Source organism: Enterobacter cloacae complex sp. GYL001 (assembly GCF_049237125.1).
In the GTDB taxonomy this organism is placed as follows: domain Bacteria; phylum Pseudomonadota; class Gammaproteobacteria; order Enterobacterales; family Enterobacteriaceae; genus Enterobacter; species Enterobacter hormaechei_C.
In genome coordinates, this window is sequence record NZ_JBMKGW010000008.1 from 195,505 (window position 1) to 213,097 (window position 17,593).

Genomic DNA, 17,593 nt, shown 5'->3' on the forward strand with positions numbered 1-17,593 from the left:
CGAAAGTGAAACGTGATTTCATGCGCTTTTTTGCGCATTCTGTCATATTTCTGTAACAATCTGTGCGTTGATTCACAGTAACATTCACCGTGATTTCTTAACATCGCCGCCTCTGTAGCCGGGCGCGAGATGCCCGGTCATTTTTTGAAAGGCCACGGAGGCTGTTATGCTCAGTATCTTTAAACCTGCGCCACATCGGGCGCGACTGCCAGAGGCAGAGATTGATCCTCTCTACCGCCGTCTGCGTTGGCAAATCTTCCTCGGGATCTTCTTCGGGTATGCGGCGTACTATCTGGTACGTAAAAACTTTGCGCTCGCCATGCCGTACCTGGTGGAGCAGGGCTTCTCACGCGGCGATCTGGGATTTGCGCTGTCGGGGATCTCCATCGCGTACGGTTTTTCGAAGTTCATTATGGGGTCGGTGTCGGATCGCTCGAATCCGCGCGTGTTCCTGCCCGCCGGCCTGATCCTAGCGGCCGCGGTGATGCTGTTCATGGGCTTTGTGCCGTGGGCGACCTCCAGCATTGCCATCATGTTCGTGCTGCTGTTCCTCTGCGGCTGGTTCCAGGGGATGGGATGGCCGCCATGCGGACGCACCATGGTTCACTGGTGGTCACAGAAAGAGCGTGGTGGAATTGTATCTGTGTGGAACTGCGCACATAACGTCGGGGGCGGGCTTCCGCCGCTGCTGTTCCTGCTGGGGATGGCCTGGTTCAACGACTGGCATGCCGCGCTCTATATGCCAGCCTTTGGCGCCATTCTGGTGGCGATTATCGCCTTCGCTCTGATGCGCGACACCCCACAGTCCTGCGGCCTGCCGCCGATTGAAGAGTACAAAAACGACTACCCAGATGATTACAGCGAGAAGCACGAAGAAGAGCTGACGGCAAAGCAGATCTTCATGAAGTACGTGCTGCCGAACAAGCTGCTGTGGTACATCGCGGTGGCAAACGTATTTGTCTACCTGCTGCGCTACGGCATCCTCGACTGGTCGCCAACCTACCTGAAAGAGGTGAAGCACTTCGCGCTGGATAAATCCTCCTGGGCCTATTTCCTGTATGAATACGCGGGCATTCCCGGCACGCTGATCTGCGGCTGGATGTCGGACAAAGTGTTTAAGGGCAACCGTGGGGCGACGGGCGTGTTCTTTATGACGCTGGTCACCATCGCGACGGTCGTTTACTGGCTTAACCCGCCGGGGAATCCGGGTGTGGATATGGCCTGTATGATCGTCATCGGCTTCCTGATTTATGGTCCGGTTATGCTGATTGGTCTGCATGCCCTGGAGCTGGCGCCGAAGAAAGCGGCAGGCACGGCGGCAGGCTTTACCGGTCTATTTGGCTACCTCGGCGGTTCGGTCGCTGCGAGCGCCATCGTCGGCTACACCGTCGACTTCTTCGGCTGGGATGGCGGCTTTATGGTGATGATTGGCGGCAGCGTGCTGGCTGTTCTGCTGCTGGTTGTTGTGATGATTGGTGAAAAACGTCACCACGCCGAAGTGCTGGCGCGTCGTCAATAAGGAGCATTGCGATGAAATTAACTCAGTTAGCGACAGGTCTGCTGCTGGCGGGCCTGATGACAAGCTCCGCGCTGGCGGCGGATAAGATCGTGATCGCCCACCGTGGCGCCAGCGGTTATCTGCCGGAGCATACGCTGCCGGCAAAAGCGATGGCCTATGCCCAGGGCGCGGATTATCTGGAGCAGGATCTGGTGATGACGAAGGACGACCAGCTGGTCGTTCTGCATGACCACTATCTTGACCGCGTCACGGACGTGGCGGAGCGTTTCCCGGATCGCGCCCGTAAAGATGGTCGCTACTACGCCATCGACTTCACGCTGGCGGAGATCCGCTCGCTGAAGTTTACCGAGGGCTTCGAGATTGAAAACGGTAAGAAGGTGCAGGTCTATCCGGGACGTTTCCCGATGGGCAAGTCTGACTTCCGTATTCACACCTTCGAAGAGGAGATCGAGTTTGTTCAGGGGCTGAACCACTCGACAGGAAAAAATATCGGTATCTACCCGGAAATCAAAGCGCCGTGGTTCCACCATCAGGAAGGGAAGGACATTGCCGCGAAGACGCTGGAGGTACTGAAAAAGTACGGCTACACCAGCAAGCAGGATAAGGTTTTCCTGCAATGTTTCGACGCCGCGGAACTGAAGCGCATCAAAACCGAGCTGGAGCCGAAAATGGGGATGGATCTCAATCTGGTGCAGCTGATTGCGTATACCGACTGGAATGAAACCCAGGAAAAACAGCCGGACGGGAAGTGGGTGAACTACACCTACGACTGGATGTTTAAGCCGGGCGCGATGAAGCAGATTGCGCAGTACGCCGACGGCATCGGGCCGGATTACCACATGCTGGTGGCGGAAGGCTCAACGCCGGGTCACGTGAAGCTGACGGCGATGGTGAAAGAGGCGCATGCGAGCAAGATGCAGGTGCATCCGTATACCGTACGCGCAGACCAGCTGCCGGAGTATGCGACGGACGTGAATCAGCTTTACGACGTACTGTATAACCAGGCGGATGTGGACGGGGTGTTTACGGATTTCCCGGATAAAGCGGTGAGCTTTTTGAAGGATAAACGCTGAAATTGCCGGGTGGCGGCTGCGCCTTACCCGGCCTACGAACTGCGGTTTTGTAGGTCGGGTCAGCGAAGCGCCACCCGACATAATTACATCTCGATCTCAATATCGCCTTTTGCCCGGCAGCAGCAGGGCAAAATCTCCCCTTCACTGATAAAGGCCAGCGGTTCGGTCAGCCAGTCTACCTGGCCTGCGACCAGACGGCAGCGGCAGGAGCCGCAGTAGCCTTCACGACACTGGTACTCTACTTCTACCTGATGCGCTTCAAGCGCCACCAGCAGAGAAGGGTGCTCTTCCTGGCACAACACCTCTGTACCAGAAAGGCTCAGCGTTACGCGGCTCATCAGAGCTGGAAATCGCTCAGGTCGTCGGTGTTGACTTCAGAATCAATCTGACCGACCAGATAAGAACTCACTTCCACTTCCTGCGGCGCAACCTGCACGTTATCGGACACCAGCCAGGTGTTGATCCACGGAATCGGGTTAGAGCGCGTCTGGAATGGCAGATCGAGACCCACAGCCTGCATGCGGATGTTAGTGATGTACTCCACGTACTGGCACAGAATGTCTTTGTTCAGGCCAATCATGGAGCCGTCGCGGAACAGGTAGTCTGCCCACTCTTTCTCCTGCTGGGCGGCCAGCACGAACAGATCGTAGCATTCCTGCTTGCACTCTTCGGCAATCGCAGCCATTTCCGGGTCGTCCGCGCCGCTGCGCAGCAGGTTCAGCATGTGCTGAGTCCCGGTCAGATGCAGGGCTTCGTCACGGGCGATCAGGCGGATGATTTTGGCGTTGCCTTCCATCAGCTTGCGCTCGGCAAAGGCGAAGGAGCAGGCGAAGCTCACGTAGAAGCGGATCGCTTCCAGCGCGTTAACGCTCATCAGGCACAGGTACAGCTGCTTTTTCAGGGCCCGCAGGTTTACGGTAATGGTTTTGCCGTTCACGTTATGCGTGCCTTCGCCCAGCAGATGCCAGTAGCTGGTCATCTCGATCAGCTCGTCGTAGTAGTGCGCAATGCCTTCCGCGCGCTTCTGGATCTGCTCGTTGGTGACGATATCGTCAAACACCACCGCCGGATCGTTCACGATGTTGCGGATGATGTGGGTGTAAGAGCGGGAGTGGATCGTCTCGGAGAACGCCCAGGTTTCTACCCAGGTTTCCAGCTCAGGAATCGAGATCAGCGGCAGCAGCGCCACGTTCGGACTACGGCCCTGAATGGAGTCCAGCAGCGTCTGGTACTTCAGGTTGCTGAGGAAGATGTGCTTTTCGTGTTCCGGCAGCGCCTGGAAATCGATACGGTCGCGGGAAACGTCAACTTCTTCCGGACGCCAGAAGAAGGAGAGTTGCTTTTCAATCAGCTTTTCGAAGATGTCATATTTTTGCTGATCGTAGCGTGCCACGTTGACCGGCTGGCCGAAGAACATCGGCTCTTTGAGCTGGTCGTTTTTCGTCTGTGAAAAGGTGGTATATGCCATTGCGGTGAGTCCTGTTGAGATTTTATTGCCCGGCGGCACTGCGTTTGCCGGGCCTACAAAACCGTAGGCCGGGTAAGCGTAGCGCCACCCGGCGAAGTGCTTAGATCTTACATGCGCCGCTTTCGCAGCCATCGTCCTGAATTGACGGCACCAGGTCGTCCTGGGCGTCTTCCGCACCATCACGGGTGTTGTGATAGTACAGCGTTTTCACGCCAAATTTGTAGGCGGTGAGCAGGTCCTTCAGCAGTTGCTGCATCGGAACCTTGCCAGACGGGAAGCGCGTTGGGTCGTAGTTGGTATTGGCAGAGATCGACTGGTCGATAAACTTCTGCATGATACCCACCAGTTGCAGATAGCCGTCGTTGTTTGGCATTTCCCACAGCAGCTCGTAGTTGTCACCCAGCGTTTCGTAATCCGGCACCACCTGACGCAGCACGCCGTCTTTCGACGCTTTGATGCTGACGTGGCCGCGCGGTGGCTCAATACCGTTGGTGGCGTTGGAGATCTGCGAAGAGGTCTCGGACGGCATCAGGGCAGAGAGCGTGGAGTTACGCAGGCCGTGAGTTTTAATGGACTCGCGCAGGCCTTCCCAGTCGAGGTGCAGCGGCTCGCTGACGATCGCATCCAGGTCTTTCTTGTAGGTGTCGATTGGCAGAATGCCTTTCGCGTAGGTGGTTTCGTTGAACCACGGGCACGCGCCTTGCTCTTTCGCCAGCTCGTTGGACGCTTTCATCAGGTAGTACTGAATCGCTTCGAACGTCTGGTGCGTCAGGTTGTTGGCGCTGCCGTCGGAGTAACGCTTGCCGTTTTTCGCCAGCCAGTAGGCGAAGTTGATCACGCCGATACCCAGGGTGCGACGGCCCATTGCACCGCGTTTAGCGGCCGGGATTGGGTAATCCTGGTAGTCCAGCAGGGCGTCGAGCGCACGAACCGCCAGCACCGCCAGCTCTTCCAGCTCGTCCAGGCTCTTAATCGCACCCAGGTTGAACGCGGACAGCGTACAGAGCGCGATTTCACCGTTTTCGTCGTTCACGTCTTCCAGCGGTTTGGTCGGCAGGGCGATCTCCAGGCACAGGTTAGACTGGCGCACTGGCGCAACCACCGGATCGAACGGGCTGTGGGTGTTGCAGTGGTCAACGTTCTGGATGTAGATACGACCGGTAGAGGCACGTTCCTGCATCATCAGGGAGAACAGATCGACCGCTTTCACGCGCTGCTTGCGGATGCTGTCGTCTTTTTCATATTTGGTGTACAGACGCTCGAACTCGTCCTGATCGGCGAAGAACGCGTCGTACAGACCCGGGACGTCGGACGGGCTGAAGAGGGTGATGTCTTCCCCTTTCAGCAGACGGGTGTACATCAGCTTGTTGATCTGCACGCCGTAGTCCATGTGACGCACGCGGTTGCCTTCCACGCCGCGGTTGTTCTTCAGAACCAGCAGACTTTCCACTTCCAGGTGCCACATTGGGTAGAACAGGGTCGCTGCACCACCACGCACGCCGCCCTGAGAGCAGGATTTTACTGCCGTCTGGAAGTGCTTGTAGAACGGAATACAGCCGGTGTGGAACGCTTCACCGCCGCGGATCGGGCTGCCCAGTGCACGAATACGACCGGCGTTGATGCCGATACCGGCACGCTGGGAGACGTATTTCACGATGGCGCTGGAGGTCGCGTTGATGGAATCCAGGCTGTCACCACACTCGATCAGTACGCAGGAGCTGAACTGACGGGTAGGGGTACGCACGCCAGACATGATTGGCGTAGGCAGAGAAATCTTGAACGTAGAGACCGCATCGTAGAAACGCTTCACGTAGTCCAGACGGGTTTCACGCGGGTAATTAGAGAACAGGCAGGCGGCCACCAGAATATAGAGGAACTGGGCGCTCTCGTAGATTTCGCCCGTCACACGGTTCTGAACCAGGTATTTGCCTTCGAGCTGCTTCACCGCCGCGTAGGAGAAGTTCATGTCGCGCCAGTGATCGATAAACCCGTTCATCTGCTCGAACTCTTCTTCCGTATAGTCTTCCAGCAGATGCGTGTCGTATTTGCCCAGCTCGACCATTTTCACTACGTGATCGTAAAGCTTCGGCGGCTCGAACTGGCCGTAGGCTTTTTTACGCAGGTGGAAAATCGCCAGACGCGCAGCGAGGTACTGATAATCCGGTGCGTCGCGGGAGATCAGATCTGCCGCGGCTTTGATAATGGTTTCGTGGATATCAGACGTTTTGATGCCGTCGTAGAACTGAATGTGAGAACGCAGTTCAACCTGGGAGATAGATACGTTGTTCAGTCCTTCTGCTGCCCAGTCGAGAACTCGATGGATTTTGTCCAGATTGATACGCTCGGTGGTACCGTCGCGCTTTGTCACCAGCAGACTCTGATTCATGTGGGTTTTTACCTGTCCGTGAAATAAAAAAATATCCCCCGCTTATCCACAGAACCGTCTTGTGACTAACTCTGTGGATAAATACTACATATAGGGGTTTTGCGATAAGAAGAACGCTATATGGTGAGTATTCTAGTATCGAATCTTTTCAGCACAAGGGTTGATTTTGACGTTAAATTGAGGTTGTGAAAGGGTAAAAAAGGCTAAGTCCTCGTGCCGTAAGGCCTGGAAGAGATGTCAATAATTAAGAAAAAAAATTCAAAATTTGATCGAGTGCTGATTTCTTCAACGGGAGGTCAGAATTGCGCAACATGATGTCGCGCAATCATTATAAGAATAACGGATGACGTTAGTCGTTTTTGGCGGTTGTGTGCAACATATAGTTAACATCCACACCTGGGGCCAGTTTGAATTTATCCGTCAGCGGATTGTAGTGCAGGCCCGTCATGTGCTGCTCCTTAAGCCATGTCTGGTCAACCCAGCCCAGCAGTTCGGCAGGCTTGATGAACTTCTTCACGTCGTGCGTCCCTTTCGGCACCATGCGCAGCACGTATTCCGCGCCTACCACGGCCATCAGCCAGGCTTTGCCGTTGCGGTTGATGGTCGAGAAGAAGACCTGTCCACCCGGTTTCACCAGTTTTGCACAGGCGCTGACCACCGACTGCGGATCGGGAACGTGCTCCAGCATCTCCATGCAGGTCACCACGTCATACTGGTGCGCATGTTTTGCCGCGTGCTCTTCCACGGTTTCCTGGACATATTCTACCTGTACGCCGGACTCCAGCGCATGAAGACGCGCAACCTGTAGAGGTTCGAAGCCCATGTCCAGACCGGTGACGGTGGCCCCTTCACGCGCCATACTTTCCGCCAGGATGCCGCCGCCGCAGCCGACGTCGAGCACTTTCTTACCGAACAGACCGCCGGAACGCTCCGCGATATAGCCCAGACGCAGCGGGTTAATACGATGCAGAGGTTTGAACTCACCTTCGAGATCCCACCAGCGGGACGCCACCGCTTCAAATTTGGCAATCTCTTCGTGGTCAACGTTGTGAGCCACCGGGGATTTTTCGGCATTCATGGGCGCTTTTACTCCTTATTTAGCAAGACAAATGAGTATATCAGGCAATCCCTGTGAATAAAGCGTATAGGTTTACCTGTATCACCGCGGCTGTGTTATAATTTGCGACCTTTGAATCCGGGATACAGTAGAGGGATAGCGGTTAGATGAGCGACCTTGCGAGAGAAATTACACCGGTTAACATCGAGGAAGAGCTGAAAAGCTCCTATCTGGACTATGCGATGTCGGTCATTGTTGGCCGTGCGCTGCCGGACGTCCGCGATGGCCTGAAGCCGGTACACCGTCGCGTACTATACGCCATGAACGTATTGGGCAATGACTGGAATAAAGCCTACAAAAAATCTGCCCGTGTCGTTGGTGACGTAATCGGTAAATACCATCCTCATGGTGATTCCGCGGTGTACGACACCATTGTCCGTATGGCGCAGCCCTTCTCGCTGCGTTACATGCTGGTAGATGGTCAGGGTAACTTTGGTTCTATCGACGGCGACTCCGCCGCGGCAATGCGTTATACGGAAATCCGTCTGGCGAAGATTGCCCATGAGCTGATGGCTGACCTGGAAAAAGAGACGGTTGATTTCGTTGATAACTACGACGGCACGGAAAAAATTCCTGACGTTATGCCAACGAAGATCCCAAACCTGCTGGTGAACGGTTCGTCCGGTATCGCCGTCGGTATGGCAACCAACATTCCACCGCACAATATCACGGAAGTGATCAACGGCTGCCTGGCCTACATTGACGATGAAGACATCAGCATTGAAGGGCTGATGGAACACATCCCGGGCCCGGACTTCCCGACGGCGGCAATCATCAATGGCCGTCGCGGTATTGAAGAAGCGTACCGCACCGGTCGCGGCAAGATTTACATCCGTGCCCGCGCCGAAGTGGAAGCGGACGCTAAAACCGGCCGTGAAACCATTATTGTTCACGAGATCCCGTATCAGGTGAACAAAGCGCGACTGATTGAAAAAATCGCCGAGCTGGTAAAAGAAAAACGCGTTGAAGGCATCAGCGCGCTGCGTGACGAGTCTGATAAAGACGGTATGCGCATCGTGATTGAAATCAAGCGCGACGCGGTGGGTGAAGTTGTGTTGAACAACCTTTACTCCCAGACTCAGCTTCAGGTCTCCTTCGGTATCAACATGGTTGCGCTGCACCATGGCCAGCCGAAGATCATGAACCTGAAAGAGATCCTGAGCGCGTTCGTGCGTCACCGCCGTGAAGTGGTGACCCGTCGTACCATCTTCGAACTGCGCAAAGCGCGCGACCGTGCCCATATCCTTGAAGCACTGGCCGTTGCGCTGGCGAACATCGACCCGATCATCGAGCTGATCCGCCGTGCGCCGACGCCGGCAGAAGCGAAGGCGTCGCTGGTTGCGCGTCCATGGGATCTGGGCAACGTGGCGGCAATGCTGGAACGTGCCGGTGATGACGCTGCGCGTCCTGAGTGGCTGGAACCGGAATTCGGCGTGCGTGACGGTCAGTACTACCTGACTGAACAGCAGGCCCAGGCGATTCTGGATCTGCGTTTGCAGAAACTGACCGGCCTTGAGCATGAAAAACTGCTCGACGAGTACAAAGAGCTGCTGGAGCAGATTGCCGAGCTGCTGCATATCCTGGGTAGCGCAGAGCGCCTGATGGAAGTGATCCGTGAAGAGCTGGAGCTGGTTCGCGATCAGTTCGGCGACGAGCGTCGCACCGAAATCACGGCCAATAGCTCTGATATCAACATTGAAGATCTGATCAACCGCGAAGACGTGGTAGTGACGCTGTCTCACCAGGGCTACGTGAAGTATCAGCCGTTGACCGACTACGAAGCACAGCGTCGTGGCGGTAAAGGCAAATCTGCGGCGCGTATTAAAGAAGAAGACTTCATTGACCGTCTGCTGGTGGCCAACACCCACGACACGATCCTCTGCTTCTCCAGCCGGGGCCGTCTGTACTGGATGAAAGTCTATCAGCTGCCGGAAGCGAGCCGTGGCGCGCGGGGTCGTCCTATCGTCAACCTGCTGCCGCTGGAAGCGAACGAACGTATCACCGCTATTCTGCCGGTACGCGAGTACGAAGAGGGCGTGAACGTCTTTATGGCGACCGCGAGCGGTACCGTGAAGAAAACTGCGCTGACCGAGTTCAGCCGTCCACGTTCTGCCGGGATCATCGCGGTGAACCTGAACGAAGGCGATGAGCTGATCGGCGTGGATCTGACCTCCGGTTCCGATGAAGTGATGCTGTTCTCTGCCGCCGGTAAAGTGGTGCGCTTTAAAGAGAACGCCGTGCGCGCAATGGGTCGTACGGCGACCGGCGTGCGTGGTATCAAGCTGGCGGGTGAAGACAGCGTGGTTTCCCTGATCGTTCCGCGTGGCGAAGGCGCAATCCTGACCGTCACCCAGAACGGCTACGGTAAACGTACGGCGGAAAGCGAATACCCGACCAAGTCACGCGGCACGCAGGGCGTTATCTCCATCAAAGTGACCGAGCGCAACGGTTCCGTTGTTGGCGCGGTGCAGGTGGACGACGCGGACCAGATCATGATGATCACCGATGCCGGTACGCTGGTGCGTACCCGCGTGTCTGAGATCAGCGTGGTGGGTCGTAACACCCAGGGCGTTATCCTCATCCGCACTGCGGAAGATGAAAACGTCGTCGGTCTGCAACGCGTTGCTGAGCCGGTGGATGACGAAGAGCTCGACTCTATCGACGGCAGCGTTGCGGAAGGGGATGATGAAATCGCCCCGGAAGCGGACACCGATGATGAAGTAGCGGATGACGCTGACGAGTAACGTCTCCTGACGCATAAAGGGCCGGTTTCCGGCCCTTTTGTTTTGCGCAAGCAGACAAGTGAACGTTGCGACAAGCCGCGTTTACCGCTACCTTAACCACATTCTTTTTGACCCCGACGGCGGAGCCTCGCCCCTTTGAAATACCTCGTCTCCTTTCGTACCACGTTAAAAGTCTCTCGCTATCTGTTTCGGGCGCTTGCGCTACTGCTATGGTTGCTGGTGGCACTGCTCTCGGTGTTTTACATCGTTAACGCGTTACACCAGAAGGAAGCGGAGATCCGCCAGGAGTTTAACTTAAGCTCGGATCAGGCTCAGCGCTATATCCAGCGCACGTCTGACGTGATGAAAGAGCTTAAGTATATTGCTGAGAATCGACTCACGGCGGAGAACGGCATTCTTGCTATCCGCGGTCGGGATGAAAAAACCGAAGTACCTGATTTCGAACCGCTCTTCCCGGACTCCGATTGTTCCGCCATGAGCAAAGCCTGGCGTGGTTCACTGGAGTCCCTGTCATGGTTTATGCGCTACTGGCGCGATAATTTCTCGGCCGCCTACGATCTGAACCGTGTCTACCTGATTGGCAACGAAAATCTCTGCATGGCGGATTTCGGCCTGCGGGATATGCCCGTCGAACGCGAAGACGCGCTGAAAAGTCTGCATGAGCGTATAGTGAAATACCGCAATGCGCCTCAGGAAGAGCGCGGGAACAACATCTTCTGGATAAGCCAGGGGCCGCGCATGGGCGTCGGCTATTTCTATGCCCTGACTCCGGTTTACCTCGGAAACCGCCTGCAAGCATTGCTGGGGATTGAACAAACCATCCGCATGGAAAACTTCTTCACGCCGGGCAGTCTGCCGATGGGCGTGACCATTCTGGATGAAAACGGCCATCCGCTCATCTCCCTTACCGGGCCTGAAAACCGCCTGAAGGTGGAACCCAGCTGGATGCAGGAGCGGTCATGGTTTGGCTATACTTCCGGGTTCCGCGAGCTGGTGCTGAAGAAAAGTTTACCGCCATCGTCGCTGAGCATTGTCTACTCGCTGCCGGTGGACAAGGTCCTGGAGCGCATTCGCATCCTGATACTTAACGCCATTTTGCTGAACATCGCGGTAGGCGTCGCGCTGTTTATGCTGGCGAGAATGTATGAGCGGCGGATCTTTATTCCGGCGGAAGCGGATGCTCAGCGTCTGGAAGAGCATGAGCAGTTTAACCGTAAAATTGTCGCCTCGGCGCCGGTGGGGATCTGCATCCTGCGTACTCAGGACGGGACAAATATCCTCAGTAATGAGCTTGCCCATAACTACCTGAACATGCTCACGCATGAAGACCGCCAGCGGTTAACGCAGATCATCTGCGGTCAGCAGGTTAACTTTGTGGATGTGCTGACCAGCACCCACACCAACCTGCAAATCAGCTTCGTCCATTCTCGCTACCGCAATGAAAACGTGGCCATTTGCGTGCTGGTGGACGTCTCTGCGCGCGTGAAAATGGAAGAGTCATTGCAGGATATGGCGCAGGCGGCGGAGCAGGCCAGTCAGTCGAAATCGATGTTCCTCGCGACCGTCAGCCATGAGCTGCGAACGCCGCTGTACGGCATTATCGGTAACCTCGACCTGCTCCAGACCAAAGAGCTGCCGAAAGGGGTCGACCGGCTGGTGACGGCCATGAACAACTCGTCCAGCCTGCTGCTGAAAATCATCAGCGATATTCTCGATTTCTCTAAAATTGAATCCGAGCAGTTGAAAATAGAGCCGCGCGAGTTCTCCCCGCGCGAAGTGATGAACCATATCTGCGCTAACTACCTGCCGCTGGTGGTGCGTAAACAGCTTGGGCTGTACTGCTTTATCGAGCCGGATGTGCCGCTGACGCTGCATGGCGATCCGATGCGTCTGCAACAGGTCATCTCAAACCTGCTGAGCAACGCCATCAAATTCACCGATATCGGCTGTATTGTGCTGCACGTCTGTCGGGCAGGGGAGTACCTGACCATTCGCGTGCGCGACACGGGTGTTGGCATTCCGGCGAAAGAGGTCGTTCGCCTGTTCGATCCGTTCTTCCAGGTGGGAACCGGCGTCCAGCGTAATTTCCAGGGGACCGGGCTAGGTCTGGCGATTTGCGAGAAGCTTATCAGTATGATGGATGGAGATATCTCCGTCGATACAGAGCCAGGGATGGGCAGCCAGTTCACTATTCGTATTCCGCTCTATTCGGCGCACTATCCGGCGAAAACCACGGTCGACGGGCTGAGCGATAAGCACTGCTGGCTGGCGGTGCACAACGCCTCCTTACATGATTTCCTGACCTCGATGCTGACCAGCAGCGGCGTGCGGGTTTCACGCTACGAAGGCCAGACGCCGGACGCGGATGACATGCTGATCACCGACGTTGAGCCGGAGCAGGCATGGGCGGGGCGCGGCGTGGTGATGTTCTGCCGCCGTCATATCGGTATTCCGCTTGAGCGTTCGCCTGGGGTATGGGTGCACAGCGTGGCGACACCGCACGAGCTGCTGGGCTTGCTGGCGCGTATTTACAGCGTGCAGCTTGAGGACAGCGACGGCGCCACCGTGCTGGCTTCCCCTGATGAGCTGGCGTCGGTGAACGACGATATGATGATTCTGGTCGTCGACGATCATCCGATTAACCGTCGTCTGCTCGCAGATCAGCTTGGCTCTCTGGGCTATCAGTGTAAAACGGCCAATGATGGCGTGGATGCCCTGAATGTCTTAAGTAAGAACCATATTGATATTGTGCTCAGCGATGTGAACATGCCTAACATGGACGGCTATCGTCTGACGCAGCGTATCCGACAGCTGGGGCTGACGCTGCCGGTGGTAGGGGTGACAGCCAACGCGCTGGCGGAGGAAAAGCAGCGCTGTCTGGAGTCGGGAATGGACAGCTGCCTGTCGAAGCCGGTCACGCTGGATGTACTGAAGCAGACGCTATCCGTGTATGCGGAGCGGGTACGAAAAGCGAGACAATAAAAAAGGCCCGAAAGGGCCTTTTTTATTTCTCCGGCGGTTGTAGGCCGGGTAAGCGCGAGCGCCACCCGGCGTAGACAGCGAAGATCAATCTTTGTCCGTTGCGCTCAGCGTCACGGAAGAGAGATAGTTCAGCAGGGCGATATCGTTATCCACACCCAGCTTCATCATCGCGGATTTTTTCTGGCTACTGATGGTTTTAATACTGCGGTTCAGCTTTTTGGCGATTTCAGTGACCAGGAAACCTTCAGCGAACAGACGCAGAACTTCACTCTCTTTAGGCGAGAGACGCTTGTCGCCATAGCCACCCGCGCTGATTTTTTCAAGCAGGCGTGAGACGCTCTCAGGAGTGAATTTCTTCCCTTTCTGTAGCGCCGCCAGCGCTTTTGGCAGATCGGTAGGTGCGCCTTGTTTCAGCACAATCCCTTCAATATCGAGATCCAGAACGGCGCTCAGGATCGCCGGGTTATTGTTCATGGTCAGAACAATGATCGAAATGTCCGGGAAGTGGCGTTTAATGTATTTGATGAGCGTGATCCCATCACCGTACTTATCTCCAGGCATGGAGAGATCGGTAATGAGCACGTGCGCATCAAGTTTAGGCAGATTGTTAATGAGGGCTGTGGAATCTTCAAATTCACCGACTACATTCACCCACTCGATCTGTTCAAGTGATTTGCGAATACCGAACAGTACAATCGGATGGTCATCGGCAATAATTACGTTCATATTGTTCATGTATAAGGCTACCTTGCTACAGCAAGCTCTTGACGTAAGCGTCAATGTCGCTGATGTATTTTTCAATGCCAGAGGCATCTTTCTCACGAATTAGATGTTCCAGCGTTTCACATAACTGCTTGCCGGGAACCAGATTAAGCATGGCAAACACCCCTTTAAGCCGGTGTGCTGTCTGTGCCAGCGCTGCAAAATCCTGCGCAGCGGACTCAGTATACAACCGCTTAACATCATCTGGTACTGTATCAACGAAGAGCGAATAATATCCGCTGGCATGGAGTTCGGCATTTTCATCGCCGCCTAACGGTGACTCCAGGATCTCTTCCTGCGCCAGATTCTCTTCAATCAGTTGTAATACAGCTTCCTGCATTGCATTGCTCATATTAAAGTTGACGCGCAGCTGCCCAGGGCCGATTTTCCGCACGCCTGGCTCATCATCGCTTAAAAGCAAGCCTGAGGCAGTAAGATTAGACGGATTATCAGTTAAAAATAGATCAAATTCTTGACTCGCGAGCCTTTCGTCCGGGGTAATGCAGGACGCCCCCCAGTTTTCCAGCTGACGAACGACGATATTACGGATCTCACTGGAGGTCACATCCACCATCACCACCACATCGTCCAGCAGACGCTCTTCATCCTCTTCCTGGGGATTCGCCGCCATTTTCACGTGTAAAGAGTAGCGGGTGCCGAGGGATTCGCGGGCCTTAATGTTCAGATGACCGCCCAGCTTACGCGCCAGCTGATCGCAAAGCCAGAAGGTGAGGGCATTCGCCTTACCGTAGTGGTCGCGCTGGGTATCGTTCAGGAACGGGAAGTGCAGGTTATCAATTTCGCTCACTGTGACGCCTTCGCCCGTATCCAGAATGCGGAACGTCAGACGATCGTCGGTGGACTCATCGGTGCTGACTTCAAGGGTGATCTTGCCGATCTGCGTCGTGGTGACGGCATACTGTATCAACATCATCAGGATGCGACGCAGGGCATCGCGATCGCCGTGACGTTCGTCGTTGGCCGGTAAATGGTTGTTGATCAGCAGCTGGAGTCCCTTGCGCTTGATCACCGGCAGGACTTCCGGCACCACCTCATCAATCAGGTCCTGGATGGAGAAGAGCGTAGGGGTGCCCTTCCAGATATCATTTTCCAGCATGTTCGCAAGCTGGATTTCGTCCACCAGACGAACCAGTGAGTCGGCCTGGCTGCTGAGCTGTCGGCTTTCCGGCGTGCTCAGATCAGCAATCTGCGTGGCGAGTGACTTCAACGGTTGTTTAAAGGCATCGCCAATATTTTGCATAAACGCCGCGCGGCCATGTTGGTTTTTCTCGTACAGCCTTTGCGCCTGCTTGAGCTTTTTATTCACCAGCACTTCGCGATCCTGATCGCGAATGATGAAGATTTGCGTGCGCGAGGCGACCTGACTGCGGAACTGACGGATCTCATACAGTTCATTATTAACGGTGGCCTGAATAACGCCCTGGTGCTGGTCCGCCATGGCCGTAATATTTTGCAGGTTAAGATGCGGCAGAAGGTGATCGGCAATTTTATTGCTCATTACCGTGCGGTTAGCCTCCTGGTCGTGAACGAGCACCCCAAGCGGCAGCACGGAAATAATCTCTTCATTCAGGGCACGAAGAATGCGCAACTCGTTGCTGGTCCCGGCTGATACCGACGTCGAGTCGCTCTGGCGGCCCGACTGGAAACGGAAGGTGCTGTAGCCAAACAGCGCCAGCGCCAGCAGGCCAATATTCAGCAACAGCGGCAGCAGAATGTTTTGCAGAGTATCAAGCATCAGGGTGCCAAAAGGCACCTGCCACACCAGACGCATACCGGTTGAGTTGAGCGATGAGGCAATCTCAATCTTTGAGCCATTAAAGGAGATCGCTACGCTGTCCGCGCCTTCTTTATCCGACGGCGTGCGCATATTTTGGGTGCTGTTGTCTGGCTCCAGACGGAAACTGTCCAGCGGCATATCCGGTGGGATGAGATCGTTAATCGGCAGGTCGAAGGCAACCACGGTCGCCAGATGGCCCGGCTGGTTAAAAGTGGTTCGCAGCGTAAAGTAGTGGCCATTCTGCCAGGCAAGACGGCGTAGTGACGAGAAACTTTCTCGCTCGTCCAGCGCGTTGGCCTGTTGCAGCATTTCTGCCCGACGGGAATCCACAATACTGCCAACGGTGGTCTCTTTAAAGCCGGACGAAAGATCCTTAAGCGGCAGGGTCGAGATCAGGATCATGCTGTTGTCCTGACCGTTCAGGTAATACATTGACCACGGTACGGTCTCGGCGCCCCACAGGGTGTCCAGATAGGAGGAGATCCGCTGCGTCATCTCAAGCGTTGCGCTGTCGTGCGAGCCGAAAATCAGGGCTTCCGTCTTGCGCTGCGGTTTTTCAAGGTAATACACATCCTGCTTAAGGCGCGTTTCCTGCAACCCTTCGCCTGACGAGGTGGCAGGCGCGGCAGCGATGTTGTCGTAGATTTGCCAGGTCGCATAGCGCCACGTATCAATGCGCTTATGCACCGCATGGGTGATATCGACGATTTGATAGCTTTTATCTTTAAGCCAGGTATTAACGGCGCTCTGAACCATCACCCCCATTGTGACTAACAGCACAACGATCAACAGAAGAAAGAAACGGGTGATGCTGCCCGGTAGAAGGGAGAATTTGCTCGGGGCGGTAGTTTCAGTCTGACTCATCGATGTGTTTAACCCGTAATGGCCGCGCGGTAATGGGATAGGGCAGTATAAAGGGTAATAACTGAATTTCCAGCGTCGTTAACGGTATGACCTTGACTTTTTATCCGGGTAAGCGGCTTCAACGTCCCCGGATGAAAGGTGTACAAAACCCCGTGAAATGTATAAATACGCGATCGCACCGGCAGGAAAATAGCACGAATAAACAAGAAATTAATTTCAATAGCATAAAAAAGAATTCAGTGAAAGCCGGATGCTGGATTTAGTTAATAGTCGTTATCATTTCTGAGGGGTAGCACATAAAATGTAGGCTGACGTAAAGAAAGGTAAAAAAAAACCGAATGCGAAGCATCCGGTTCAATTAGGGATAAACAGACATTCAGAACTGAATGACGGTAATAAATAAAGTTAATGATGATAGCGAGAGTTATTTTAGTGGTGTTGAAGGGAATTTTTTTGTCATTCAGTGCTGTACTGTTTTTTAAGCTAATCACTTGTATTAAATAGAATATATTTTTGTTTTGATTATCCGTGCTATATTTTTAAACTATTTATGCTCTGTAAAAGTTCCATCAAATTTACAAATTGAAACATGTTGATGGTAAAGTGAAACATCTTCAAAGTTTTCGTATCATATTCCTGTTGGATTATTCTGCATTTTTGAGGAGAATGAACTTGCCGACTGGTTAAGAGGGTTGACCAGTAAGCAGTGGTAAATAATAAGGCATATAACAGAGGGTTAATAAAATGAAAGTTAAAGTACTGTCCCTCCTGGTACCAGCTCTGCTCTGATGAATCCCCTAATGATTTTGGTAAAAATCATTAAGTTAAGGTGGATACACATCTTGTCATATGATCAAATGGTTTCGCGAAAAATCAATAA

Annotated in this window: 10 protein-coding genes; 4 read left to right on the forward strand and 6 right to left on the reverse strand. The window is 54.4% G+C overall.

All coding sequences use genetic code 11. The features are described 5' to 3' along the window. Positions 1 to 166: 166 nt before the first annotated feature. Positions 167 to 1,519, forward strand: coding sequence for a glycerol-3-phosphate transporter (gene glpT / locus ACOTWU_RS15805; RefSeq protein WP_003859423.1), 1,353 nt, complete (start codon positions 167 to 169; stop codon positions 1,517 to 1,519). Between the two features lie 11 nt (positions 1,520 to 1,530). Beyond that, positions 1,531 to 2,592, forward strand: a complete 1,062-nt coding sequence (gene glpQ, locus ACOTWU_RS15810) for a glycerophosphodiester phosphodiesterase (protein WP_126498853.1) — start codon at positions 1,531 to 1,533, stop codon at positions 2,590 to 2,592. A gap of 83 nt (positions 2,593 to 2,675) precedes the next feature. Here glpQ and yfaE read toward each other — a convergent pair whose 3' ends face one another. The 4 genes from yfaE to ubiG form a co-directional block, all read right to left on the reverse strand. After that, positions 2,676 to 2,930: a class I ribonucleotide reductase maintenance protein YfaE gene (gene yfaE, locus ACOTWU_RS15815; protein WP_003859419.1), complete on the reverse strand. Its 255-nt coding sequence runs from the start codon at positions 2,928 to 2,930 to the stop codon at positions 2,676 to 2,678. Further along, positions 2,930 to 4,060: a class Ia ribonucleoside-diphosphate reductase subunit beta gene (gene nrdB / locus ACOTWU_RS15820; protein WP_026080618.1), complete on the reverse strand. Its 1,131-nt coding sequence runs from the start codon at positions 4,058 to 4,060 to the stop codon at positions 2,930 to 2,932. Before nrdB ends, yfaE begins: the two co-directional genes overlap by 1 nt. A gap of 100 nt (positions 4,061 to 4,160) precedes the next feature. Then, positions 4,161 to 6,446, reverse strand: a complete 2,286-nt coding sequence (gene nrdA / locus ACOTWU_RS15825; protein ID WP_023295072.1) for a class 1a ribonucleoside-diphosphate reductase subunit alpha — start codon at positions 6,444 to 6,446, stop codon at positions 4,161 to 4,163. Between the two features lie 349 nt (positions 6,447 to 6,795). Continuing rightward, entirely contained in the window at positions 6,796 to 7,524 is a 729-nt protein-coding gene (gene ubiG, locus ACOTWU_RS15830; protein ID WP_006811346.1) for a bifunctional 2-polyprenyl-6-hydroxyphenol methylase/3-demethylubiquinol 3-O-methyltransferase UbiG, read from the reverse strand. 146 nt (positions 7,525 to 7,670) lie between these two features. On the opposite strand from ubiG, the gene gyrA reads away from it, so the two are divergent. Together gyrA and rcsC are read left to right on the forward strand one after the other, a co-directional pair. Then, the gene (gene gyrA / locus ACOTWU_RS15835) at positions 7,671 to 10,307 is read left to right on the forward strand and encodes a DNA topoisomerase (ATP-hydrolyzing) subunit A (RefSeq protein WP_017693022.1); all 2,637 of its coding nucleotides are present in this window, start codon (positions 7,671 to 7,673) and stop codon (positions 10,305 to 10,307) included. 135 nt (positions 10,308 to 10,442) lie between these two features. Next, positions 10,443 to 13,289 (forward strand): two-component system sensor histidine kinase RcsC, encoded by a 2,847-nt coding sequence (rcsC, locus tag ACOTWU_RS15840; protein WP_017693023.1) that lies wholly within the window; start codon positions 10,443 to 10,445, stop codon positions 13,287 to 13,289. Between the two features lie 84 nt (positions 13,290 to 13,373). Here rcsC and rcsB read toward each other — a convergent pair whose 3' ends face one another. Next, positions 13,374 to 14,024 (reverse strand): response regulator transcription factor RcsB, encoded by a 651-nt coding sequence (gene rcsB, locus ACOTWU_RS15845; protein ID WP_003859405.1) that lies wholly within the window; start codon positions 14,022 to 14,024, stop codon positions 13,374 to 13,376. 16 nt (positions 14,025 to 14,040) lie between these two features. Next, entirely contained in the window at positions 14,041 to 16,713 is a 2,673-nt protein-coding gene (gene rcsD / locus ACOTWU_RS15850; protein WP_017383411.1) for a phosphotransferase RcsD, read from the reverse strand. Between the last annotated feature and the right edge of the window lie 880 nt (positions 16,714 to 17,593).

Bases quoted from the DNA above. Each gene is read 5' to 3' on its own strand.
- glpT (WP_003859423.1), top strand. From the start codon at position 167: ATGCTCAGTATCTTTAAACCTGCGCCACATCGGGCGCGACTGCCAGAG.
- glpQ (WP_126498853.1), top strand. From the start codon at position 1,531: ATGAAATTAACTCAGTTAGCGACAGGTCTGCTGCTGGCGGGCCTGATG.
- yfaE (WP_003859419.1), bottom strand. From the start codon at position 2,930: ATGAGCCGCGTAACGCTGAGCCTTTCTGGTACAGAGGTGTTGTGCCAG.
- nrdB (WP_026080618.1), bottom strand. From the start codon at position 4,060: ATGGCATATACCACCTTTTCACAGACGAAAAACGACCAGCTCAAAGAG.
- nrdA (WP_023295072.1), bottom strand. From the start codon at position 6,446: ATGAATCAGAGTCTGCTGGTGACAAAGCGCGACGGTACCACCGAGCGT.
- ubiG (WP_006811346.1), bottom strand. From the start codon at position 7,524: ATGAATGCCGAAAAATCCCCGGTGGCTCACAACGTTGACCACGAAGAG.
- gyrA (WP_017693022.1), top strand. From the start codon at position 7,671: ATGAGCGACCTTGCGAGAGAAATTACACCGGTTAACATCGAGGAAGAG.
- rcsB (WP_003859405.1), bottom strand. From the start codon at position 14,024: ATGAACAATATGAACGTAATTATTGCCGATGACCATCCGATTGTACTG.
- rcsD (WP_017383411.1), bottom strand. From the start codon at position 16,713: ATGAGTCAGACTGAAACTACCGCCCCGAGCAAATTCTCCCTTCTACCG.